A 21,779-nucleotide genomic window follows, 5' to 3' on the forward strand; every position below is an offset into this window, starting at 1 on the left:
ACCGAGACAGAAACACGATGGCCCTCAAAGCAACAATTTTCAAAGCCGATCTGCAGATCGCCGACATGGACCGCAATTACTACCAGGATCACGCGCTGACCCTGGCGCGCCACCCGTCCGAGACGGATGAGCGCATGATGGTGCGCCTGCTGGCGTTCGCCATCCACGCCAACGAGGCGCTGACGTTTACCAAGGGCCTGTTCGACACGGAAGAGCCCGACCTGTGGCAGAAGGACTTGACGGGCGCCATCGAGCTGTGGATCGAAGTGGGCCAGCCCGACGAGAAGCGCATCCTGAAGGCCTGCGGCCGTTCCGAGCAGGTGATCGTCTACAGCTATGGCGCAACGAGCCACATCTGGTGGAAGCAGATCGCCAACAAGCTGGAACGGGCGAAGAACTTGACCGTGATCAACTTGCCATCGGAGGCGGCGCAAGAGATGAGCAAGCTGGCGCAGCGCACCATGCAGCTGCAATGCACGATCCAGGATGGCCAGATCTGGCTGACGGACAGCGTCAACACGGTGCTGATCGACCGCGAACCGGTCAAGCCGGCCCGCTGATGTTGGCTGCCTGAAATGCAAAAAGCCCGGATCGCTCCGGGCTTTTGTCATTGCGGGCGCTTAATTCGGTGCGCTGCCCAGGTGGCGGATGCTGCTCGAGCGCTGCATGCTGCGGCTGATGCGCGGCTCGCCGTAGTAGCTCACTTCGCCGGAGCCGCCGATGCTGATGGTCAGCTCGTCCCTGGCCCACACTTCGGCCGCGCCCGAGCCGCCGATGCTTACCTGCACGTCGCGGGCGGCCAGGCGGCCCGCCTGGATATTGCCCGAGCCGCCGATCGATGCCGTCAGCTGCTCCGTCTTGCCCTGGCCCTTGAAGCTGCCGCTGCCGCCGATGGCCACGGCCACCATGCGGCCGTCGAGGTCGCGCACGTCGATGGAACCGGAGCCGCCCACGTCGAAGCGCAGTCTTTCCCCGCGCAGGCCCGCTGCCGTGATGTTGCCCGAGCCGCCCACGCTGACGCGCTCCACGTGGCGCGCCTGGATGACGATGGTCAGGCGGGTCTGGCGGAAGTTGGCATTGCGCCTGGCGGGCCGGATGCGCAGGGTGCCGTTTTCCACGGCCGTGTCGATCAGCGGCAGGATGTTGTCGTCCGCTTCGATGGTGACGCTGTCCGTGTTGCCGATGCGCAACTCGACATTGCCCGGCACGTTCAGCGCCACGCCATTGAAGCTGCCCACTTCGCGCGCCTGCTTCTGCAGCTTGCCGCTGCCCTGGATGCTGTCGCCGGAAATCCAGTCCAGCGGCGAGGCCAGCACGGGCATGGCGGGCAGCGCCAGGGCGCAGGCGGCCAGCAGCAGGGCGCGCGCGGCGCGGGCAGGACGGTGATGGAAAGTGGCGTATGTCATTCTTGCTCCCTGTTTGGAATTGGACTGCGTGCATGGTAGGGCAGCGGGACGCTCCTGCGTACCGTGCTGCGACAGACTGCAAGGCCGGCGGCACAGAATGCAGGAGGATGCGACAGGATGGCTTGAGGTATCATGCCGGTATTGGACATACGACGACCGGCACGCGCCGGTCCCACTACTGGAATTACATGCTGATCATCACCATCAAACAGGGCAAGGAAAAGAGCTTGCTGGGCCAATCGTGGATTTACGCTTCCGCGATTGAAAAAGTCGACGGCAAGCCGCAGGAAAAGATGAAGCCCGGCTCGACGGCCATCGTGCAAAGCTCGTCCAAGCAATTCATCGCCCGCGCCGCCTACAATTCGAAGTCGCAGATCCGCGCGCGCATCTGGAGCTTCAAGGAAGACGAGCCCGTCGACCACGCGCTGATCAAGCGCCGGGTCAAGGCCGCCATCGAGAAAAAGCTGCCGGCGATCAAGAAGGCGGGCGACAGCCAGCTGTTGACCCTGATCAAGGGCGAAGACGAAGGCTTGCCGGGCCTGGTGGTGCAGCTGTTCGGCGGCGTGCAGGGCTACCTGATCTGCGAATTCAACGCGGGCGGCGTCGATGCGTGGAAAGTGGCCATCGTGCAATCGCTGATGGCCTCGACGGGCTGCGCGAACGTGTACGAACGGTGCAACGAGCTGATGCGCAAGGGCGAGGGCCTGCCCCTGATCGACGGCGCCCTGGCCGGCGAGGAACCGCCCGATGAAGTCATGCTGACGGACAACGGCGTGCGCTATGCGCTGGACCTCAAAACGGGGCACAAGAGCAAGTTCCGCTGAGAACGGCTATTTGACATGAAAAGAACCGGCCCTGGCCGGTTTTTTTATAGGGAACCCGCAAACCACTGGGGTCGGACCCTCAGGGTCCGACCCCGGCTGTAGCCGGGCTTACGGAGTGATTGACGGCTACTCCAGCGGCACGCTGCGGTACTTGTTTACCTCCAGGGCCGACACCGCCGGCGCATCGTTGCCCCAGGATGCGCGCAGATACGTCACCACGGCCGCCACTTCGGCGTCGTCCATGACGGGGCCGAACGGCGGCATGCCGTAGGGGCGCGGGTTGCCGCGCGTGCCGGGCGCGAAGCCGCCGTTGAGCACGAGGCGGATGGCGTTCACGGCCGATTCCGTCGTCAGCGCGCGGTTGCCGGCCAGCGGCGGGTAGCCGGGCGGCACGCCCTTGCCATCGTCCTGGTGGCAGCTGGCGCATTGCGCCGCATACAGTTTCGCCCCCAGCGCCAGCTGCTGCTTGGCCCGCTCCGACGTGTCGCGCGGCGGCCGTTTGACCGCTTGCGCGGGACCGGGCAGGCTCTTCAGGTAGACGGCCATGGCTTGCACGTCGCCAGTCTCCATGTGCTGCAGGCTTTGCCGTACCACCTCGGCCATGGGGCCGAAGACGGTGGCGCGGGGCGAGACGCCCGTTTGCAGCAAGTCCACGATATGCGCCGTGTCCCAGTCGCCCAGGCCCGCTTCCGCATCCGACGTCAGCGACGGGGCATACCAGCCCAGCACGGGAATCAGGCCGCCCGACAGGCCGTCGTCGCTGCCGCCCAGGGTGGTGCGGCTGCTATGGCAGGCGCTGCAGTGGCCCAGGCCCTGCACCAGGTAGGCGCCGCGGTTCCATTCCACGCTGTTTTCCCTTGCCGGCTGGTACACGCCCGGCTTGAAATACAGGGCGCGCCAGGCGGCCAGGGCGATCTGCTGGTCGTAGGGGAAGCGCAGCGCATGCGGCTGGTTGCTTTGCCGGTGCGGCGGCACGCTCTGGAAATACGCGTACAGGGCGTCGCTGTCCTCGCGCCGCACCTTGGTGTAGTTGGTGTACGGAAAGGCGGGATACAGCAGGCGGCCATCCTTCGATTTGCCGTTGTGGAGGGCGCGCCAGAAATCGTCGGCCGTCCAGCTGCCGATGCCCGTTTCCCTGTCCGCCGTGATGTTGGGCGAGAGCACCTTGCCGAACGGCGTCTGCAGGGCGCGGCCGCCCGCGTAGGCGACGCCGCCCCGTGTCGTGTGGCAAGCCATGCAGTCGCCGGCCTTGGCCAGGTAGGCGCCGCGTTCGATCAGCTGTTGCGGGGTCAATGTGCTGGCGGCCGCAGGCGGCCCCGGGTCGTCGCCCGGGTACAGCAGGAACAGGGCGCCGGCAGCGGCGATGGCCACGCAAGCCGTGGCGATGATGGCTTTTTTCATGGCGTCACCTGCGCCGTGGAACCGGGGACGCCGCCGCAGTGCAGGGGCAGCGGCAAGGCGATGCTGCCGGCGGGGCGCGCCTCGGCGCTGGCTACCTGGGTGCCCAGCCAGGCCGACACGGCGCCCACGTCCGCGTCCGACAGGCGCTGCGCCACCTGCGCCATGCAGTCGGGCGCCTGGGCGCGGCGGATGCCGTTCTTCCACGCGCCCAGCTGGGCGTTGATGTAGTCGCGCGGCAAGCCCAGCAAGCCGGGGATGGCGGGCGCCGCGCCGGCCAGCTGCTGGCCGTGGCAGGCGATGCAGGCGGGAATCTTCTTGCCGGGATCGCCCTGCAGCACCAGCTGCCGGCCCCGTGCCAGGGCCGCCGTGCCGGCGCCGCTGGGCTGGGCCGGCGGCGGGGCAGGGTGCTGCGCCGCGAAATACCCGGCGATCTCGCGCAGATAATCGTCCGGCAGGTGCTCCACCATGTAGTTCATCAGCGGATACTGGCGCCGGCCCTCGCGAAAGTTCAGCAGCTGGTTGTACAGGTAGCCGGCCGGCTTGCCGGCGATGCGGGGAAAGAAGGCGTCATGCTTTTCCTGCTGCGCATGGCACGCCGTGCACGCCTTGATGCGCTGCTCCAGGCTGTCCGGCACCGTGGCCGGGGCCGCCATGGCCAGGGCGGGCAGCAGGACCGCCATGCCGACAAGGAGGAAAGGAAGCCTGGCAATGGGAAATCGCATGTAAGTGTCACCTGTCTGGGCTGGCCGGGGCTGCTGGCATCATTGCCAAGGATATACTGTGTGCTGATATTGGAACAGGATCAGTTGTGCGGAAAAACTACGGATCAGTTTTAGGGGAGGCAGGCGTGCGCCTGAAGCGATATGAAGTGCTGGCGGAAGAGGTCGCCGCCATGATAGCCACGCAGCTGCTGCTGCCCGGCGACAGGCTGCCCTCCGTGCGCCAGCAGCATGCGCGCAGGGGCGTGAGCCCGTCGACGGTGTTCCAGGCCTATTATCTGCTGGAAGCGCGCGGCATGATCGTCTCGCGGCCCCGCTCCGGCTATTACGTGGCGCCGCAGCGCGCCGCGCTGGCCCCCGAGCCGGACAGTTCGCGCCCTGCGGATGCCAGCACCACCGTCGACGTCAGCGACCTCGTGTTCGAGGTGCTGGGCGCCGTGGGCGCGCGCGACATCGTGCCCTTCGGCTCGGCCTTTCCCAGCCCGCATTTGTTTCCGATGGAAAAGCTGGCGCGGGCCGTGTCGGCCAGCATGCGCCGCCTCGACCCGTGGAGCACGGTGACGGACCTGTCCATGGGCAATGCCGAACTGCGCCGCCAGATCGCCCTGCGCTACCAGCAGGACGGCGTGCCGGTGTCCAGCGACGATATCGTCATCACGAATGGCGCGCTGGAAGCGCTGAACCTGTGCCTGCAAGCCGTCACGCGGCCCGGCGACACGGTGCTGATCGAGTCGCCCAGCTTCTACGCCTGCCTGCAGGCGCTGCAGCGGCTGGAACTCAAGGCCGTCGAGATCGCCACCAGTCCCCGCGACGGCGTCGATCTGGCGGCGCTGGAAGAGCTGCTGCAGCGCCACCGTCCCAAGGCGTGCTGGCTGATGACGAATTTCCAGAATCCCCTGGGCAGCCTGATGCCGCCGGAAAAGAAGCGCGCGCTGGTGGACTTGCTGGCGCGCCATGCGGTGCCGCTGATCGAGGATGACGTGTATGGCGAGCTGTATTTCGGCAAGCAGCGTCCTGGCCTGACGAAAAGCCACGACAGTGCGGGCCTCGTCATGCACTGCAGCTCGTTTTCCAAGACCCTGGCGCCCGGCTTCCGGCTGGGCTGGGCCGTGGCGGGCCGTTACGCGCGCCAGGTCGAGCGCCTGAAGCTGACGACGAGCCTGTCGGCGCCCATCCCGCTGCAGATGGCGCTGGCCGACTACCTGGCGCAGGGCGGCTACGACCGCCATTTGCGCCAGCTGCGCCTGACCCTGGCGGCGCAGCAAAACACCATGCTGCAAGCCATTGCCGTGCACTTTCCGCCCGGTACGCGGGTGACGCGGCCGCAAGGGGGCTATTTCGTGTGGGTCGAGATGCCCGTGGGCGTCGATGCGCTGGCCCTGCACCGCAGTGCGCTGGCGGCCGGCATCAGCATCGCGCCCGGCCCCATCTTTTCCGCCACGCGCGCATTCCGCCACTGCATCCGCCTCAATTACGGCCACCCGTGGAGCCCGCAGCTGGAAGCGGCCATCGCCACTCTGGGGCGGCTGGCGCTGGCGGCGACGGCATAGCCGAGAAAAAATCCCTGCTGCAGACAAGTGTTTCATTCCAAAAAGAAATATTGCTGTTATATTGGTGTATCTATAACTAATGATGGGAATGATAATGGATAACACGCAGCCGGAAGTGGGTCGTACGCAAGATACGACGATCGCCATCCTGTCCCATATTGGCGGCCTGTTCACCAGCTGGGTGGCGCCGCTGATCATTTATCTGATCAAGAAGGATGATGCGGACAAGTTCTCGGCCGAGAATGCCCGTGAAGCGCTCAATTTCCAGATTACCCTGATTCTCTGGTACATCGTCTGCTTCATCCTGACCTTCGTCATCATCGGCATTTTCATGTTCTGGCTGGTGGCGCTGGGTAATCTGGTGTTTTCCATCATTGCCGCCGTGAAGGCCAGCAATGGCGTCGTCTACCGCTATCCCCTGACCTGGCGTCCCGTCAAGTAAGGCCGTGCCGGGCGTCCCGCTTCAGCCGGGACGGCCGGGCAGCGCGAGAAATGCTGCGAAGTCGGGCGCCACCGCGGTGGCGGCCCCTGTTTCATGCGACCACAGCACGACCACGGGCTCGCCCGACGGTCCCGTTTGCGCATAGTCAAAGCAATAGTAGTCGCCCGTGCCGAACTGGGCGAAGGGCAGCAGGGCGGCGGCATTGTCGCCGTCTGCATGCGCGAGCCATTCCTGCCAGTCCGTGTTGTAGTGACGGCTTATCGACTCCCACGTCTTGCGCGCATTCGCCGCGTCGTAGACGGGAAACACGCACAAGGCGCCCAGGGCGCGGCCATTGTTTTCCAGCAGCCATGCCACGTAGGACGGGGGCAGGGCGCGCGCCAGCGCCTGCTCGGCGGCGGCGATCGCGACCGGGCTGGTGCCGATGGACTTGTTTTTGCTCATGAGTAGCTGTAACGGTGCCGGCCCGCTGCGGCCGGTTCAGGCGGGGATGGCTGGCGGGGCGGGCGGCGCGCTGGCGCGCGGCGCCTTCTGCGGCGCCACCTTGCCGCCGTCGGCGATCCAGCGGCGGTACACGCGCAGGGCCACTTGCGCATCGTCGGCCGCGTACAGGATCTGCTTTTCCGTCAGGCGCGACGTGGCCCAGTTGGTGGTGGAGATCTTTTTCGACTTTTGCAGGTGCAGGCCGAAGAACTTGGCCACGGCCGTTTTCGCGCCCAGGTCGTTGCGCTGGCCGCCGCGCAGGGCGACGGACAGGTCGAGCACCTGGGCCGGCGCGATGCCCAGCTTGGCGCGCAGGCGCTTGACGTCGTCGGACAGGCCGAAGCCCACCTTCAGGGTGGTGGTCGATTCGAGGATGGCCTTCAGTTCGGCCAGGGCCGGCGCCGGCGTGGCGCCCACCTGGAACAGGTAGGCGATGTCGTCGGTGGCCAGCTGGATCAGGTGCGGTCCCGTGGATGACTCGCCCTTCACGAAAGTCGGCTTCGATTCCGTATCGAAGCCGATGGCGTCCGTTGCCAGCAGGGCGGCCATGGCCGCCTTGGCATCGTCACTGGTGCGTACCAGCTTGACGTGGTCGAGTTCGATACCCTGGTAGGGCGGCAGTGGCGGCGCGGCAGCAGTGTCCATGAAACCGGATCAGCCTTTGCGCGAGAATTTCGCGGTCAGCTGATTCAGTTTTTCCAGGCGCAAACGGTTCGCTTCTTCGGCGGCGGCCGCGTCGCGTTCGGCTTTCTTGCGCTCGGCTTCCTTCTTGAAGCGCTGCTGCAGCACTTGCGTGGCGTGGTCGCGGTGGGTTTGCGTCACTTCCGCGCCGGCCGTGCCGTCGAGGTCGTAGCGCACCTTGGCTTTTTCCATCACGCGCAGGTAGCGCAGGGAACCCGTGTGGATGCCCAGCGCCGTGCGCATCAGCTTGCGGTCCAGGTCCGGCAGGCGCGCCAGGATCTGCTTGTCGATGCCGATAGCCAGGGGCAGGCAATCGCGGAAAGGCGGGAATTGCTCCTGGAACTGCTTCAACAGGGCGCGCGCGGTCAGTCCGGCGGGCGCCGGTGTGGCCGCCGCGGCCGGTGCCGCCGCTGGGGCTGCATCTGCTGGCGTGACAGGAGTGGTGGCTTGCTGGTCTGGCGTGGAGCTGGTCATCGACATCATTGGTTGGGCTATAAAAGGGGAGCATAGCACGCGCCACAGGCAAGTGCATTGTCTTTTTTGGCAACTTGACCTGCATTAAGCCCGTGTTCGCCTAGCCGCGGGCAGCGCGAAATGCGGGAAATGTGTATAATGTCGGCTTGCGCTGAGGACAGAGCCCGGTTTTTGAAGGCTGGACTCAGGTGTACAGGGGATAGGAGCAGTACGGTGCAGGGCGACAATTATTGGTATTTTTGATATCGGACATTCCGCTTATCAATTATCCAGATAACTGGCCTTCGTGCATAATCTTGCTCTCCGCTGTGTCTTCACTGAACAACAATAGATTCAAGCCCGTTCTGGTACGGGCTTTTTTTCATTCCGCAATGTACATCGCCTATTTATCTGACCCGGCTTCGGCCTCGCCGTACGGTCCGCCGCTCCGCATGCCGGATGCGCGGGCTATGAACGTTCCGATAGACAGGCGCCGCTGCCCTTGACGGCAGCCGCAACAATACGCTCCATCGAGTCCGGTTTCGCAGGCTTAGGTGGAATCATTCACTTCGCGCCGACACCATCTGGTCTCGCATTAAGAGATATCTCATGAAGAATACGCCAAAAACTTTAACGTTGTCCGCCAAGGCGCCACGCCCAGCCGCGGCACCACTTGCCGTACCCAAAACGACTTTATCTTACTTCATCGATAATGCGCAAGCGAATCCGGAAGCCACCGTCACGACGGCGCCCACCGTCGTCACCGTGGTGAAGAAAAGCCGCTCGCGCCTGGCTGCCGTGCCGCCGGCCGACGCCGCCGTGGAAGCGCCCGTGGCCGCCCCTGCCGCCGAAGCCGTTGCCGAGTCCGCCGAAGCGGCGCCGGCCAAGGTGCCGAGCGTGAAGATCGCCCCGGCCGCCAAGGTTGCCGTCGCGCCGCGCAAGGTCAGCGAAAGCGCCGCCACGAACAAGGTGGTGACGGCGGCCCGCTCGAAAGTCGTGCGCGCCAAGCCGGAAGCGGCACCCGTGACCATCATCACCGGCGCGCAAGTGGTCAGCAAGACCACGGATGCCGACGCCCTGGCCGCCATCGATACGTCGAATTATTTCTTGCCGACCGTCAAGGTGCCAGGCCGCCGTGGCCGCAAGCCGAGCGAATTCACGCCGGAAAACGATGAAGTGGCAGCACTGAACGCCGTCGAACGCGCGGAACTGAAGGCCGTCTCGAAGGCGCGCGACCGCAAGGCCAAGGGCGGCCTGGCCGATGCACTGGGCGATCCGGAAGCGTCCGCAGCGGACCTGGAACGCCGCCGCAAGCAGATCACGGGCCTGATCAACATGGGCAAGGAACGCGGTTTCCTCACCTATGCCGAGATCAATGACCAATTGCCGGAAAACATCATCGATCCGGAAGCGATCGAAGGCATCATCGCCACCTTCAACGACATGGGCATCGCCGTCTATGAGCGCGCCCCTGACGCGGAAAGCCTGTTGCTGACAGACAACGTTGCCACCGTCACCAGCGACGACGAAGTGGAAGCGGCTGCCGCCACGGCCCTGTCGACCGTCGACTCCGACTTCGGCCGCACCACCGACCCCGTGCGCATGTACATGCGCGAAATGGGCGCCGTGGCGCTGCTGACGCGCGAAGGCGAGATCGAGATCGCCAAGCGCATCGAAGGCGGCCTGAAGGACATGATCCAGGCCATTTCCGCCTGCCCCACCACCATCGGTGAAATCGTTGCGCTGTCGCAAAAAATCGCGCGCGATGAAATCAAGGTCGATGAAGTGGTCGATGGCTTCGTCGATTTGAACGAAAGCAATGCTCCTGCCCCGGCCGCTGCCGCCGCGCCTGCCGTCGCCAGCGACGACGAGGAAGAGGAAGAGGAAGCCGAGGAAGAAGATGGCGACGCCAATGGCGGCGCGGCCGGCTTCTCCAGCGAACAGCTGGCGCAGCTGAAAAAGAATGCGCTGGAAAAGTTCGCCGTCATTTCCACGCAGTACGACAAGATGCGCAAGGCGCCCGAGGGTTACAACTCGAAAGCCTACGTCAAGGCGCAGGAAGCCATTTCGCAGGAATTGCTGGGCATCCGCTTCACGGCCAAGGTCGTCGAAAAGCTGTGCGACACCCTGCGCGGCCAGATGGAAGAAGTGCGCCACATCGAGCGCGCCGTGCTGGAACTGTGCGTGAACAAATGCGGCATGCCGCGCGCCCACTTCATCAAGGTGTTCCCGGGCAATGAATGCGACCTGGAATGGGTTGACCGCGAAGTCGACTGCAAGTATCCGTACAGCGCCATCCTCAGCCGCAACGTGCCTGCCGTCAAGGAACTGCAAAAGAAGATGATCGACCTGCAAGCCCGCGTGGCCCTGCCGCTGGCGGATTTGCGCAAGATCAACAAGCAGATGGCGGCCGGCGAAAAGCGCGCCCGTCACGCGAAACGCGAAATGACGGTGGCCAACTTGCGCCTGGTCATTTCGATCGCCAAGAAATACATCAACCGCGGCCTGCAATTCCTCGACCTGATCCAGGAAGGCAACATCGGCCTGCTGAAGGCCGTGGATAAATTCGAATACCGCCGCGGCTACAAGTTCTCGACCTACGCCACCTGGTGGATCCGCCAGGCCATCACGCGTTCGATCGCCGACATGGCGCGCACCATCCGCGTGCCGGTGCACATGATCGAAACGATCAACAAGATGAACCGCATCTCGCGCCAGATCATGCAGGAAACGGGCAGCGAGCCGGACCTGGCGACCCTGGCCGTCAAGATGGAAATGCCGGAAAACAAGGTGCGCGAGATCATGAAGATCGCCAAAGAGCCGATTTCCATGGAAACGCCGATGGGCGAAGATGGCGATTCGCAACTGGGCGACTTCATCGAAGACAACACCACCCTGGCGCCGCTGGACGCCGCGCTGCACGCCTCGATGCGCAACGTGATCAAGGAAGTGCTGGACTCGTTGACGCCGCGCGAAGCGAAAGTGCTGCGCATGCGTTACGGCGTGGAAATGTCGAACGACCACACGCTGGAAGAAGTGGGCAAGCAGTTCGACGTGACGCGCGAGCGCATCCGCCAGATCGAGGCGAAAGCCATGAGCAAGCTGCGCCAGCCTTCCCGTTCGGACAAGCTGAAAACGTTCCTGACACAGAACTAAGCGGTCAGCAGGCAATAAAAAAGAGGCGCAAGCCTCTTTTTTTTCGTCTGTACTGTCGTGGTCTACATGAATCGCGTGCGCGCCCCCAGCAGACCCATGCGGTAGTTGCGCTGCAGCTTGTACAGCACCACGCCGCTGGCGCCGATGACGAAGGTGATGACCAGCCAGTCCAGCGGGTTGCCGCGCTGTGGCGGCGGCGCCGCGCGCGACGAGACGGCAAAAGCCTGGAATTTATGTCCCGTGTAGACGGCGCCCACCACCAGGCCCGCATCCGTGATCTTGTTGGTCAGGTACAGGCCGTCGTCGCGGCGGCGCACCGTCATCACGCCTTCCTTGTAGACAAAGGTCATCGGCTCATAGCCATTGATCTTGACGCTGCCGACGACGTGGCCGGCCGCGTTGACGGCCGTGGCGTAGCTGTCGCCCTGGCCGATCATGGCGCCCAGGTCGAGCATGCGCTTGCCGTCCCAGGCGAACGCATGCCAGCGGCGTTTTTCCGTTTCCGACGCGCCCACGACCAGGCCCGCATCATTGATGGCGGTGGCCGAGCTGATGCGCCCGCCGGGCAGGGTGCCGATTTCCTGCATGCCCTCGCCGGGGCGGTAGACGAAGGCGCGGCGGAAGCCGTCGCTGCGCTGCGCCGTGCCCACCACCACGCCATGCGTGTTCAGGCCGCTGGCATAGCTGCTGGCGCCGCCCAGGGTGCCCAGGTCTTGCAGGCTGTGATCGGCTTTCGTGACGAAGGCGTGGAAATCGCCGCCGCTCGTATCGGCATAGCCGGCGATCGTGCCGTCGCGCGTGATGGCCGTGGCATAGCTGCTGGTGCCGCCCAGGGTGCCCAGGTCGCGCATGCCGCCCGCCTCTTCATAGCGGAAGGCATGCCAGGCGCCGCTGGCCGTCTGCGCGGAACCGACCACCACGCCATGGGTATTGATGGCCTTGGTGAAACCTTCATGGCCACCCAGGGTGCCCAGCTCGCGGATGCGGCCGTGCTGGTAGACCACGGCGCGGCGCCGGCCTTCCTCTTCCGTGATGATGCCGGCCACCAGGCCCGCCGGGTTCAGGTCGGACGCGATGCTGCCATCGCCGCCTTTCTCGCCGAAGCCATGTTCGGCATAGATGCTGGCGCCGGCAGGGGGCGTCATGGACAGCAACAGCAGCAGGGCCAGGCGTGGCAGCGGCGTGGCGGGAAAGCAGGAGAACCGTGGCGGCATGGTAGTTTCCTTAAAGAAAAACCTCACTATACGTCCTTGTGCCGTCGATGCATACCTAATTTGCTACTGTTTTTGCTAACTTCTCAGCGTTCATGCCCTGGCTGTGACCGGAGGGTGCCTGCGGCAGGCGGATCGCCAGCGCCGTGCCCTGGCCCGCCTGGCTGTCGATGCGCAGCTCGCCGCCCAGCGCGTGCACGCGCTCGCGGATGCTTTTCAGGCCGAAGGCGGCCTGCTTGCCGTGGTCGCCAGGCTGCATGCCGATGCCGTTGTCGCTGATGCGCAGCACGACGGCTTGCGCATCCTGCGCCAGCGCCACGTCCACTTCGCTGGCCTGGGCGTGGCGCACGATGTTCGACAGCGATTCCTGCAGCACGCGGAAGATGGCCGACGTCTGGCGCTGGTCCAGGCCCAGGTCGGGCGCGTCGCTGGCGATGTGCAGGCGGTAGCGGATGGCGCCGCGGCCTTCCATCTGGCGTATCAGCCATTCGGCCGCCGGCACCAGGCCCAGTTCCAGGGTGCTCGGGTGCAAGTCGTTGATGATGCTGCGCACGGAGCGGATGGTGGCGTCGATGGTGTCGAGCACGCGCTGCGCATGGCGGTGCAGGCGCGGGTGCGCGGCGGCCGTGCGCGCGTGCAGCAGCGACACGTCGATGCGCAGCACCATCAGGCTTTGTCCCAGGTCATCGTGGATGTCGAGCGCGATGCGCCGCCGTTCCTCTTCCTTGATGGTTTGCTGGTGGTCGGACAGCTCGCGCAGCTGGGCCAGCGAGCGCTGCAGGTTTTCCTCGTTGCGCTTGCTGTCCGTGATGTCGATGGCCATGGCGATGATCATCTGCGGCCGGCCATCGGCGTCGAAGACGGGTTTCTTGTGCGTCTGCACGAGGCGGTTTTCCTGCAGCTGGGCATTCCATATGAGTTCCTCGCGGATCACCACCTGGCGGGTGGCAAAGGCTTGCCGGTCCGCCGCCTGGAAACCGGCGTTCTGGTCCTGGGGAAAGTGCTGCAGGTCGCGCCCTTCGGCGATGTCCTGGTGGCGCACGCCCCATTGCTGCTCGCACGCCTGGTTCATCAGCACGACGCGCGATTCGGCATCCTTCAGGAATAGCGACAGGGGCATCATGGAGATGATGTCCTGCAGCCGCTCCTCGCTGCGCGCCAGCGCCGCTTCCGTCTGCGCGCGCATGGCGACCTCGGCGGACAGGCGGGCATTCACGTCCTGCAGCTGGGCCGTGCGCAGGGCCACGCGGCTTTCCAGTTCCGCATGGGCGACGCTCAAGGCGTGCTCGGCCCGTTTCTGTTCGGTGAGGTCGCTGGCCAGCACGAGGGCGCCCGTCAGGCTGCCCTGCTGGTCGTACAGGCAGCGTCCGCTGATCATGGCCCAGCGCTCCGTGCCGTCGCTGTGCCAGTACTGCAGTTCACCCATGCAGCTGTGTTCCTGCGCGCGCATCAGCGGACACAGGCGCCGTATGGTCGCCTCATCGTGGAATTCTCTCATCTTGTGGCCCAGCAGATCTTTCGCCGGCATGCCCAGCATGTCGCACAGGCGCTGGTTGACGTGCAATATCGTGCCTTGGGCATCCGTCTGCCACATGCCGTCCTGCGCCGTCTCGCTCAGGTCGCGGTAGCGCATGGTGCTGGCATCGAGCAGCTTGCGCGTGCTGGCGAGGTGGGCCCGCAGCTTGCGCATCAGCCACATGGCCGTGCCGGCGGAAGTCGCCAGCAGCAGCGACAGCCAGACATGCTCCCAGAAGTCGAGCTCCTGCCAGGCCACGCCCGCCAGCCAGCCCAGCATGACCAGGACGAGGGCCGCGCATGCCGCACTCAAGGTTTCAATCGACCATTTGCTCATCCGCGCCCCTGGCGTCATGGTTGGCCGCTGCGGTGCGCGTGGCGCCGGAGTGGGGAAGGTATCCGACGCTAGTGTAATGCCAAATGTTGCTTTCTTGAGAATATTTTTCCATTAGGAAAGCAAAAAGGGCCGGCCCTTGCGGTGCCGGCCCCTGCCTCCCACTGACGTCAGCCCGTGTTGCGCAGGCCGGCCGCGACGCCGTTGATCGACAGCTGGATGCCGCGGTGCACCCTTTCATCGATCTTGCTTTCCGCCGACAGGGCGCGGTTGCGCTTGATCAATTCCACCTGCAAGTGGTTCAGCGGGTCGAGATAGGCGAAGCGGTTCTGGATCGAGCGGGCCAGCAGCGGGTTGCCCGCCAGGCGCTCCGTATTGCCGGTGATCAGCTCCAGGCAGCGCAGGGTGTTGCCGTGTTCGTCCGTGATGCGCTTGTAGATGCGTTCGCGCAAGTCCTGGTCGGCCACCAGTTCCGCATAGCGCGAGGCGATCGCCAGGTCCGTCTTGGCCAGCACCATGTCCATGTTCGACAGCAGGGTGGCGAAGAACGGCCACTCGGCGTACATGGCGCGCAGGGTGGCGATCCTGTCATCCTTTGATGCTTGCTCGCCATCATTGATCCACGCTTCGATGGCGCTGCCGAAGCCGAACCAGCCCGGCAGCAGCAAGCGGCACTGGCCCCAGGAAAAACCCCAGGGAATGGCGCGCAAGTCCTCGATGCGCTGGTTGGCCTTGCGCGAGGCGGGACGCGAACCGAGGTTCAGCTCGGCGATTTCCGCGATGGGCGTGGCCGAGAAGAAATATTCCGTAAAGCCGGGCGTTTCATACACGAGGTGGCGGTAGGCGTGATAGGCCAGGTCCGACAGCTGCGCCATCACGGCTTCGAACTGCGCCAGCTGGCCGTTGCGGGCCGGATTGGCTTCCTGCGGCGCCAGGCTCGCTTCCAGGGTGGCGGCGACGAGCAGTTCCAGGTTGCGCCGGCCGATTTCCGCATTGGAAAACTTCGAGGCGATGATTTCGCCTTGTTCCGTCAGGCGGATCTGGCCGTTGACGGTGCCCGGCGGCTGGGCCAGGATGGCTTCGTAGCTGGGGCCGCCGCCCCGGCCCACCGTGCCGCCGCGGCCGTGGAACAGGCGCAGCTTGACGCCGGCCTTCCGGAAGTCGGCCACGAGCGCCAGTTCCGCCTTGTACAGTTCCCAGTTCGACGTGAGGAAGCCGCCATCCTTGTTCGAATCGGAATAGCCGAGCATGACTTCCTGCAGCTGTCCCTGCTTGGCGATCAATTGTTTGACCAAAGGCAAGGCCATCAGCCGGCTCATGATGCCGGCCGCGCGCTGCAGGTCGGGAATGGTCTCGAACAGGGGGATGACCATCAGCTCGCACGTGCTGTCGCCGTCGCCGCCCGCCTTCCAGTCGGTGCGCAGCAAGCCCGTTTCCTTTTGCAGCAGCAGCACTTCGAGCAGGTCGGATACGGTTTCCGTGTGCGAGATGATGTAGTTGCGGATGGCCCGCGCGCCGTAGCGCTGGCGGATGTCGCGCGCCGCGCGCAGGATTGCCAGTTCGGAATCCGTTTCCGTGGCGTAGCTGATGTAGGGCGAGTACAGCAAGCGCGGCTGCGCCAGTTCGCCCAGCAGCAGCGCTTCCTTGTCCGCCTCGGACAGGCCAGCGTAATCGGCGGCCACGCCGCTGCGGGCGAACAGGTCGGCCAGCACGCGCTCGTGCACGTCGGACGTCTGGCGCATGTCCAGCGACGCCAGGTGGAAGCCGAAGATGTCGGCCGCGCGCGCCAGGGTGGCCAGGCGGGGGCGCACGAGGGCCGCGCCGTGATGGGCTTCCAGCGAGGCGACGATGGTGCGCAGGTCGGCCACGAAGGCGGAAGCGTCCGCATAGGCGGCGGCCGCGCCCACTTCCTTGCGCAGGATGTTGGTGGCGCCCAGGGCGCGCGCCGTGGCGGCCAGGCGCGCATAGATGCCGATCAGGGCGCGGCGGTACGGTTCGTCGCTGCGGTGCGGCGAGGCGTCCGGCGACTGGTCGGCCAGCGCCTGCAGTTCCGCGCTCACGCCCACCATCAGGGTCGAGACGGACAGTTCCGCGCCCAGCGCATGCACTTCGTCGAGGTAGAAATCGAGGATGGTGGTGGCGTGGCGCGCCAGCGCGTGCTGCATGGTGCCCGCGTTGACGTTCGGGTTGCCGTCGCGGTCGCCGCCGATCCAGCTGCCCATCTGCACGTAGGCGGCGTTGATCGGTTCGATGGTGCCGTCGCCGTTCGGGTATTCGGCGGCGATATCGTCCTCGATGTCGTCGTACAGGCCCGGCAGTTCGCGCAGGAAGGTGATGCGGTAGTAGGACAGGGCGTTCTCGATTTCGTCGGCCACCGTCAGCTTCGAGTAGCGCAGCATGCGCGTCTGCCACAGCGTCGATACGCGCGAGCGCAGCAGCTGCATGTTGGCGTGCCGTTCCTTTGGCGTCAGCGGCAGGTCGCGCTCGGCCAGCAGGCGGGCGATGTCATGTTCCGCGTCGAGGATGCTCTTGCGCTGCACTTCCGTCGGGTGGGCCGTCAGCACGGGAGCGATCAGCGCATCCTGGAAGAAGGTGTCGACGGTGGCGCGCGGCACGCCGGCGGCGCGCAGCTTCTTCAGCGCGAAGCTGACGCTGCCCTTCTGCGCCGGCGAGCCGGCCAGCAGGTGGGCGCGGCGGCGGCGGATGTGGTGCTGGTCCTCGGCGATGTTGGCCAGGTGCGAGAAGTAGGAAAAGGCGCGCACGACGGAGATCGTCTGTTCGCGGCTCAGTTCCTTGAGCATGGCGTCCAGTTCCAGCGCGGCCCCCGCGTCCGCTTCGCGGCGGAAGCGCACGGACGTCTGGCGGATGGTTTCCACCACGTTGAAGACGGCGTCGCCTTCCTGTTCGCGCAGCACGTCGCCCAGCAGGCGGCCCAGCAGGCGGATATCTTCTTTCAGCGGCGCATCCTTGTCGGCGCCGGCCGGTGTGACTATTTCTGGTGCTACTGCGTCATTGAGCATAATAAAGAACCAAAGTAAGTGGAAAAGCAAGGGAATGAAGATCGCACCGGGCGTTTGGCCGCAGGGGGGAGGGGGCGCATGATAAAATTTGTGGTCTTGAACATGGACGCTAGCCTGACTTGGCCGTATAGGCAAAGGGATAACGATTATAGCGACGGCGGGCACATTTTCGATACATATCGGTATCACGTCCCGCGAAATGGCTACGATAAACGACAACGACCGCGAAAGAACCCTGTTTTGAAAGCATCCGAATTGACCCCGAATATTCCTTCCCGGCTGGTGATCGCCTCGCGCGAGAGCCGTCTTGCCATGTGGCAAGCTGAGCATGTGCGTGCGCGCCTGGCCGCATTATATCCACAGTGTAGCGTCGAAATTCTCGGCATGACCACACGCGGCGACCAGATCCTCGACCGCGCCCTGTCCAAGGTAGGCGGCAAGGGCTTGTTCGTCAAGGAACTGGAAGTGGCGATGGAGGATGGCCGTGCCGACCTGGCCGTCCATTGTCTCAAGGATTTGCCGATGGACTTGCCGGAAGGGTATACCCTGGCCGCCATCATGGAGCGCGAAGATCCGCGCGATGCGTTTGTGTCGAACGACTATGCCAGCCTGGACGAACTGCCGCATGGCGCCGTGGTGGGCACCAGCAGCCTGCGCCGCCAGGCCCTGATCGCCGCCCGCTACCCGCACCTGACCATTTTGCCCCTGCGCGGCAATCTCGATACGCGCCTGGGCAAGCTGGACCGTGGCGACTATGCCGCCATCATCCTCGCGGCCGCCGGCCTGAAACGCCTGGGTCTCGAGGCGCGCATCCGCGCGCTGCTGGCGCCGGAACTGAGCCTGCCAGCGGCGGGCCAGGGCACGCTGGCCATTGAAATCATGGGTGAGCGCGCCGATGGCGTCGACCTGCAGCGCCTGCTGGCGCCCCTGAACGATGTCGAGGCGACGCAAGTGTCGCTGGCCGAGCGCAAGGTATCGCGCATCTTTGGCGGCAGCTGCCAGATTCCCTTGGCCGCCTACGCCACCATCGACGGCGACACCATGCGCCTGCGCGCCATGGTCGCCACGCCGGACGGCGCGCGCATGGCCAGCGCCGAGCTCGAAGGCCCGGCCAGCGCGCCGGAACTGCTGGGCGAACAGGTGGCCGAGCTGCTGCGCGCCCAGGACGCGGCCGGCATCCTCGCCTCGTGCGCCGTCACTCCCGACAATCATGAAGGCCTCGCGCCGCATGCCTGACACCGTGGTGATCACGCGGCCCGCGGCGCAAGCGGGGCCGCTGGCCGCCAACATCGCGGCGCTGGGCTTGCCCGTGCAGCTGCTGCCGCTGCTGGAAATCCACGCCCTCGATGGCGAAGCTGAATGCGCGCGGCTGCAAGCCGTGCTGGCGCGCCTGCGCGACTATGCGCTGGTGGTGTTCGTCTCGCCGAACGCCATCGACTGCGTCTTTGCGCACCTTGAGGCGTGGCCGGCCGGCGTGCCGCTGGCCGTGGTGGGCGAGGGCAGCCGGATGGCGCTGGCCGCGCACGGCGTCACGGATGCCAATGCCAGCATCACGAGCCCGCTCGATACGGCGCGCAGCGACTCCGAACATTTATTGCTTGCGCTGGACTTGCCGGCCCTGCGCGGCAGGCGCGTGCTGATCGTGCGCGGCGACGGTGGACGCGATTTCCTGGCCGACGGCTTGCGCGGGGCGGGCGCTAATGTCGAGTTCGTCACCGCCTACCGCCGCCAGGTGCCGGCCTTGACGCCGGCCTTGCGGGCGACCCTGGAACAGTTGTTGCAGCATAATAACGACTGGATCATCACCAGCTCGGAAGCGCTGCGCGGTTTGCTGGCGCTGCTGGGCGAAATGGGCGATGACAAGACGGCTGTTGCAAAAATGCAACAACAGCATCTGATCGTGCCGCACGCCCGCATTGCACAAACGGCGGCCGCCCTGGGGTTTGCCCGGGTCACCTTGACAGGATCAGGCGACGCAGGAGTGCTCGCCGCGTTACAATCACGACCATGAACGAAATGCCTACACTCTCCGAACCGAATGCAACGCCTGGCAGCGCCGTGAAGACGGCGCCGCAGGCGGCCGACCAACCCGCTGGCCGCGCGCCGACCCTGCTCGAGCAGCTGCAAAAGCCCATGAGTATCGCCGTCATCGTGCTGGCCGTGCTGCTGGCTGCGCAAAGCTGGTCGACCAGCAAGCAGATCCGTAATTTGCGCGAAGAAGTCGCCAAGCGCCTGCAAAAGGGCGACGTCAGCAATGCCGAAACGGGCGTGCTGGCGCGCAACGTGCAAGAAGGCACGAAAGAGCTGCAAATCAAGGTGGGCGCGCTGGAAAACCGCCAGAGCGAAACCCAGAGCCAGCAGCTTGCGCTCGAACAACTCTACAACGACCTGTCGAAGAACCGCGACGAGTGGGCGCTGACGGAAATCGAGCAGGTGCTGTCGACGGCCAGCCAGCAGCTGCAGCTGGCCGGCAACGTGCCAGGTGCGCTGATCGCCCTGCAAAACGCCGACCGCAGCCTGTCGCGCTCGGACAAGCCGCAATTCATCACCATCCGCCGCGCCATCGGCCGCGACATGGAAAAACTCAAGGCCTTGCCCAGCGTCGATTCGACGGGCGTGGCCCTGCGCCTGGACGCCGTGATCGCCCAGATCGACGCCTTGCCCATGCTGTCCGACGAAACGCCGGCCTTGCCGGCCGCGCCGGAAAAGCCGGGCAAGGCCAAGGCCGGAGCCAAGCCCGTGCGCGATGCCGCCGGCAAGCTGGTCGGTCCGCCGGCTCCCGAACCGCTGCTGCAGACCGTGCGCGACGGCTGGAACACGTGGAGCGGCGACATGTGGAACGACGTGCGCCAGCTGATCCGCATCCGCAGAGTCGATACGCCGGAAGCGCTGATGCTGTCGCCGACCCAGTCGTATTTCTTGCGTGAAAACGTCAAGCTGCGCCTGCTCAATGCCCGCATGGCCTTGTTGTCGCGCAATGAAACGGCTTTCCGCAACGACTTGATCGCCGCCCAGGATGCGCTGGCCAAGTATTTCGATACGCGCGCCCGCAGCACGCAGACGGCGCAAGCCCTGCTGCGCCAGGTGCAGGCCAGCAACCTGGCCATCGAAATGCCCACCTTGTCCGACAGCCTGACGGCTGTGCGCAACTACAAAGCGAAGTCCTGAGCCCATGCGTCTATTTCTCTGGTTACTCGCCCTGATGGCCGCGGCGATCGGTATCGCCGTGACGGCCCGTTTCAACCCCGGCAACGTGGTGCTGTTCTATCCGCCGTACCGCATCGACCTGTCGCTCAATCTGTTCCTGCTGCTGCAGGTCGTGCTGTTCGCGCTGCTGTATTTCCTGCTGCGCGCCGTGCGCGCCACCGTGCGCATGCCGGCGCAGGTGGCAGCCTACCGCCAGCGCAAGCGTGAGCGCGATGGCAACAAGGGCTTGCGTGAAGCCTTGAAAGCCCTGTTCGAAGGCCGTTTCGGCCATGCCGAGAAGGCCGCCCTGCGCGCCGCCGAGCTGGAAGAAAACGCCGGCCTGGCCGCGCTGATCGGCGCGCGCGCCGCCCACCGCATGCGCCAGTCCGAGCGCCGCGACAGCTGGCTGGCCAGAGTCGAGGGCGATGCGAGCCTGAAGACGGCGCGCCTGATGACGGTGACGGAATTGCTCGTCGACGACCACCAGCCGGAAGCGGCCCTGGCGGCCGTGCGCGAATTGAACGCCAGCGGCACGCGCCACATCCACGCCCTGCAATGGTCGCTGAAGGCCGAGCAGCAGGCGAAGAACTGGCCGGAAGTGCTGCGCCTCGTGCGCTCGCTCGACAAGCACCGCGCCCTGCATCCGGCCCTGTCGTCGCGCCTGCGCGAACTGGCCTACGACCATTTGCTGTCCGATCCCACGCATGACGCCGAGTCCTTGATGCGCGTCTGGTCCACCGTGCCAAGCAGCGACCGGGTCAAGCCCTACATCGCCTGTCGCGCCGCCACGGCCCTGAACGCGCGCGGCCTGCACGACGAAGCGCGCCTCGTGTGCGAAGAATCGCTGGCCGCCGACTGGGACGAGCGCGTCGTGCGCGCCTACCGCGAAGCGGCGGCGCCGGCCGGCACGCCCGCCTTGCTGCTGCAGATCGAGCATTGCGAGCAGTGGCTGAAACAGCGTCCGCTGGACGCGGAGCTGGCCCTGACCCTCGGTTCCCTGTGCCTCAAGCAAAAACTGTGGGGCAAGGCGCAGCGCCACCTGGAGCAGGCCCTGTCGGACGCGAACGAGCCGCAGATGGTGCGCGATGCCCACCTGAAGCTGGCGCAGATGCACGATGCCTTGCAGCAAACGGAGCAGGCCGCCGCGCATTACCGGCAGTGTGCGCTGGCCACCATCCTGTAATCTGTTTCTCCAGACGCAAAAAAGCCGTTCAGTGCAGACTGAACGGCTTTTTTTTGTGCGCTGCCTTGCATCGGACCGGGCCGGACTGCGGCAGGAGCAGCAGCGCCCGGGGCGAACGGCATGCAGCGCATCCTGGCGCATGCCCCCGCCGACTGTTGGCCGCGCACCGTGCCGTCCGCAGGCATGCGGCCTGACGTCCACGTAAAAACGGCCCG

18 protein-coding genes are annotated in these 21,779 nt (G+C 65.4%); 9 read left to right on the forward strand and 9 right to left on the reverse strand.

The features are described from left to right. Positions 1–17 precede the first annotated feature (17 nt). A complete protein-coding gene (locus AC07VL_RS19985) occupies positions 18–560 on the forward strand; it encodes a YaeQ family protein (RefSeq protein ID WP_494807372.1) in 543 nt (180 codons plus the stop codon). Positions 561–620: 60 nt separating this feature from the next. Here AC07VL_RS19985 and AC07VL_RS19990 read toward each other — a convergent pair whose 3' ends face one another. Continuing rightward, a complete protein-coding gene (locus AC07VL_RS19990; RefSeq protein WP_494807373.1) occupies positions 621–1,406 on the reverse strand; it encodes a head GIN domain-containing protein in 786 nt (261 codons plus the stop codon). A gap of 188 nt (positions 1,407–1,594) precedes the next feature. Here AC07VL_RS19990 and AC07VL_RS19995 point away from each other — a divergent pair, with 188 nt between their 5' ends. Continuing rightward, entirely contained in the window at positions 1,595–2,230 is a 636-nt protein-coding gene (locus AC07VL_RS19995) for a class I SAM-dependent rRNA methyltransferase (RefSeq protein ID WP_494807374.1), read from the forward strand. A 126-nt stretch (positions 2,231–2,356) separates the two neighbouring features. Here the strand turns inward: AC07VL_RS19995 and AC07VL_RS20000 are convergent, their stop codons facing one another. Beyond that, on the reverse strand, positions 2,357–3,631 hold the full coding sequence (locus AC07VL_RS20000; protein ID WP_494807375.1) for a c-type cytochrome: 1,275 nt from the start codon (positions 3,629–3,631) through the stop codon (positions 2,357–2,359). Continuing rightward, positions 3,628–4,353 (reverse strand): c-type cytochrome, encoded by a 726-nt coding sequence (locus AC07VL_RS20005; protein ID WP_494807376.1) that lies wholly within the window; start codon positions 4,351–4,353, stop codon positions 3,628–3,630. Before AC07VL_RS20005 ends, AC07VL_RS20000 begins: the two co-directional genes overlap by 4 nt. Before the next feature lie 131 nt (positions 4,354–4,484). Between AC07VL_RS20005 and AC07VL_RS20010 the strand changes: the two genes are divergently transcribed. After that, on the forward strand, positions 4,485–5,900 hold the full coding sequence (locus AC07VL_RS20010; RefSeq protein ID WP_494807414.1) for an aminotransferase-like domain-containing protein: 1,416 nt from the start codon (positions 4,485–4,487) through the stop codon (positions 5,898–5,900). 94 nt (positions 5,901–5,994) lie between these two features. Next, on the forward strand, positions 5,995–6,342 hold the full coding sequence (locus AC07VL_RS20015; protein ID WP_326457244.1) for a DUF4870 domain-containing protein: 348 nt from the start codon (positions 5,995–5,997) through the stop codon (positions 6,340–6,342). Positions 6,343–6,363: 21 nt separating this feature from the next. Here the strand turns inward: AC07VL_RS20015 and AC07VL_RS20020 are convergent, their stop codons facing one another. Genes AC07VL_RS20020 through AC07VL_RS20030 form a run of 3 tightly spaced genes read right to left on the reverse strand, consistent with a single transcriptional unit; the run spans position 6,364 to position 7,989 of the window. Then, positions 6,364–6,786 (reverse strand): SMI1/KNR4 family protein, encoded by a 423-nt coding sequence (locus tag AC07VL_RS20020; RefSeq protein WP_494807377.1) that lies wholly within the window; start codon positions 6,784–6,786, stop codon positions 6,364–6,366. A 36-nt stretch (positions 6,787–6,822) separates the two neighbouring features. Beyond that, positions 6,823–7,470 carry a 3'-5' exonuclease gene (locus AC07VL_RS20025; RefSeq protein WP_494807378.1) on the reverse strand — a complete coding sequence of 216 codons (648 nt, stop codon included), beginning with the start codon at positions 7,468–7,470 and terminating at the stop codon, positions 6,823–6,825. A gap of 9 nt (positions 7,471–7,479) precedes the next feature. Further along, the gene (locus AC07VL_RS20030) at positions 7,480–7,989 is read right to left on the reverse strand and encodes a ProQ/FINO family protein (RefSeq protein ID WP_290608778.1); all 510 of its coding nucleotides are present in this window, start codon (positions 7,987–7,989) and stop codon (positions 7,480–7,482) included. Positions 7,990–8,568: 579 nt separating this feature from the next. Here AC07VL_RS20030 and rpoD point away from each other — a divergent pair. After that, positions 8,569–11,115: an RNA polymerase sigma factor RpoD gene (gene rpoD, locus AC07VL_RS20035; RefSeq protein ID WP_494807379.1), complete on the forward strand. Its 2,547-nt coding sequence runs from the start codon at positions 8,569–8,571 to the stop codon at positions 11,113–11,115. Between the two features lie 62 nt (positions 11,116–11,177). Here the strand turns inward: rpoD and AC07VL_RS20040 are convergent, their stop codons facing one another. From AC07VL_RS20040 to ppc, 3 genes are all read right to left on the reverse strand, one after another. Then, positions 11,178–12,329, reverse strand: coding sequence for an HAF repeat-containing protein (locus tag AC07VL_RS20040; RefSeq protein ID WP_494807380.1), 1,152 nt, complete (start codon positions 12,327–12,329; stop codon positions 11,178–11,180). 55 nt (positions 12,330–12,384) lie between these two features. Then, positions 12,385–14,178 (reverse strand): PAS domain-containing sensor histidine kinase, encoded by a 1,794-nt coding sequence (locus AC07VL_RS20045; RefSeq protein WP_494807381.1) that lies wholly within the window; start codon positions 14,176–14,178, stop codon positions 12,385–12,387. Positions 14,179–14,345: 167 nt separating this feature from the next. Further along, positions 14,346–17,195: a phosphoenolpyruvate carboxylase gene (ppc, locus tag AC07VL_RS20050; RefSeq protein ID WP_494807382.1), complete on the reverse strand. Its 2,850-nt coding sequence runs from the start codon at positions 17,193–17,195 to the stop codon at positions 14,346–14,348. A gap of 255 nt (positions 17,196–17,450) precedes the next feature. On the opposite strand from ppc, the gene hemC reads away from it, so the two are divergent. Genes hemC through AC07VL_RS20070 form a run of 4 tightly spaced genes read left to right on the forward strand, consistent with a single transcriptional unit; the run spans position 17,451 to position 21,564 of the window. Further along, the gene (gene hemC / locus AC07VL_RS20055; protein ID WP_494807415.1) at positions 17,451–18,431 is read left to right on the forward strand and encodes a hydroxymethylbilane synthase; all 981 of its coding nucleotides are present in this window, start codon (positions 17,451–17,453) and stop codon (positions 18,429–18,431) included. Beyond that, the gene (locus tag AC07VL_RS20060; RefSeq protein WP_494807383.1) at positions 18,424–19,206 is read left to right on the forward strand and encodes a uroporphyrinogen-III synthase; all 783 of its coding nucleotides are present in this window, start codon (positions 18,424–18,426) and stop codon (positions 19,204–19,206) included. Before hemC ends, AC07VL_RS20060 begins: the two co-directional genes overlap by 8 nt. Continuing rightward, complete coding sequence (locus tag AC07VL_RS20065; RefSeq protein ID WP_494807384.1) at positions 19,203–20,363, forward strand: uroporphyrinogen-III C-methyltransferase; 1,161 nt, start codon at positions 19,203–19,205, stop codon at positions 20,361–20,363. The genes AC07VL_RS20060 and AC07VL_RS20065 overlap by 4 nt, the downstream gene beginning before the upstream one ends. Positions 20,364–20,367: 4 nt before the next feature. Continuing rightward, complete coding sequence (locus tag AC07VL_RS20070) at positions 20,368–21,564, forward strand: heme biosynthesis protein HemY (RefSeq protein WP_494807385.1); 1,197 nt, start codon at positions 20,368–20,370, stop codon at positions 21,562–21,564. Positions 21,565–21,779: the final 215 nt, after the last annotated feature.

It is taken from the genome of Janthinobacterium sp. GW821-FHT03C08, assembly GCF_059420905.1.

Bases quoted from the DNA above. Each gene is read 5' to 3' on its own strand.
- rpoD (WP_494807379.1), top strand. From the start codon at position 8,569: ATGAAGAATACGCCAAAAACTTTAACGTTGTCCGCCAAGGCGCCACGC.
- AC07VL_RS20005 (WP_494807376.1), bottom strand. From the start codon at position 4,353: ATGCGATTTCCCATTGCCAGGCTTCCTTTCCTCCTTGTCGGCATGGCG.
- AC07VL_RS20020 (WP_494807377.1), bottom strand. From the start codon at position 6,786: ATGAGCAAAAACAAGTCCATCGGCACCAGCCCGGTCGCGATCGCCGCC.
- AC07VL_RS20025 (WP_494807378.1), bottom strand. From the start codon at position 7,470: ATGGACACTGCTGCCGCGCCGCCACTGCCGCCCTACCAGGGTATCGAA.
- AC07VL_RS20000 (WP_494807375.1), bottom strand. From the start codon at position 3,631: ATGAAAAAAGCCATCATCGCCACGGCTTGCGTGGCCATCGCCGCTGCC.
- AC07VL_RS20045 (WP_494807381.1), bottom strand. From the start codon at position 14,178: ATGAGCAAATGGTCGATTGAAACCTTGAGTGCGGCATGCGCGGCCCTC.
- AC07VL_RS20060 (WP_494807383.1), top strand. From the start codon at position 18,424: ATGCCTGACACCGTGGTGATCACGCGGCCCGCGGCGCAAGCGGGGCCG.
- AC07VL_RS20015 (WP_326457244.1), top strand. From the start codon at position 5,995: ATGGATAACACGCAGCCGGAAGTGGGTCGTACGCAAGATACGACGATC.
- AC07VL_RS20070 (WP_494807385.1), top strand. From the start codon at position 20,368: ATGCGTCTATTTCTCTGGTTACTCGCCCTGATGGCCGCGGCGATCGGT.
- ppc (WP_494807382.1), bottom strand. From the start codon at position 17,195: ATGCTCAATGACGCAGTAGCACCAGAAATAGTCACACCGGCCGGCGCC.
- AC07VL_RS19995 (WP_494807374.1), top strand. From the start codon at position 1,595: ATGCTGATCATCACCATCAAACAGGGCAAGGAAAAGAGCTTGCTGGGC.
- AC07VL_RS20030 (WP_290608778.1), bottom strand. From the start codon at position 7,989: ATGATGTCGATGACCAGCTCCACGCCAGACCAGCAAGCCACCACTCCT.
- AC07VL_RS19985 (WP_494807372.1), top strand. From the start codon at position 18: ATGGCCCTCAAAGCAACAATTTTCAAAGCCGATCTGCAGATCGCCGAC.
- AC07VL_RS19990 (WP_494807373.1), bottom strand. From the start codon at position 1,406: ATGACATACGCCACTTTCCATCACCGTCCTGCCCGCGCCGCGCGCGCC.
- AC07VL_RS20040 (WP_494807380.1), bottom strand. From the start codon at position 12,329: ATGCCGCCACGGTTCTCCTGCTTTCCCGCCACGCCGCTGCCACGCCTG.
- AC07VL_RS20065 (WP_494807384.1), top strand. From the start codon at position 19,203: ATGAACGAAATGCCTACACTCTCCGAACCGAATGCAACGCCTGGCAGC.